Origin of the sequence: Pseudoduganella rivuli, assembly GCF_009674485.1 — a bacterium.
GTDB lineage: Bacteria > Pseudomonadota > Gammaproteobacteria > Burkholderiales > Burkholderiaceae_D > Rugamonas > Rugamonas rivuli_B.
In genome coordinates this window covers 1-622 of sequence record NZ_WKJJ01000065.1, presented here as the reverse complement: position 1 = coordinate 622, position 622 = coordinate 1, and the positions used below count along the sequence as shown (strand labels likewise).

Here is a 622-nt window from a genome sequence, read left to right as displayed (position 1 = left end):
GGCTAAAACAGTCAGGATGTTGGCTTAGAAGCAGCCATCATTTAAAGAAAGCGTAATAGCTCACTGATCGAGTCGTCCTGCGCGGAAGATGTAACGGGGCTAAGCCAGTCACCGAAGCTGCGGATATGCAGTAATGCATATGGTAGGAGAGCGTTCTGTAAGCCTGCGAAGGTGTCTTGTAAAGGATGCTGGAGGTATCAGAAGTGCGAATGCTGACATGAGTAGCGATAATGGGGGTGAAAAGCCCCCACGCCGTAAGCCCAAGGTTTCCTGTTCAACGTTCATCGGAGCAGGGTGAGTCGGCCCCTAAGGCGAGGCAGAGATGCGTAGCTGATGGGAAGCAGGTTAATATTCCTGCACCGTCGTATGATGCGATGGGGGGACGGATCGCGGAAGGTTGTCCAACTGTTGGAATAGTTGGTTTCTGGTTCAGAGAAGGCACTTAGGCAAATCCGGGTGCGTAATTCAAGGGACTGGGACGAGCGCCTTTATGGTGCGAAGCAATCGGAAGTGGTTCCAAGAAAAGCCTCTAAGCTTCAGTCATACGAGACCGTACCGCAAACCGACACAGGTGGGCGAGATGAGTATTCTAAGGCGCTTGAGAGAACTCGGGAGAAGGAAC

General features: G+C 52.1%; 1 rRNA gene. It reads left to right on the top strand.

The features are described 5' to 3' along the window. A 23S ribosomal RNA gene (locus GJ700_RS34705) occupies window positions 1-622 on the top strand; the annotation flags it as partial.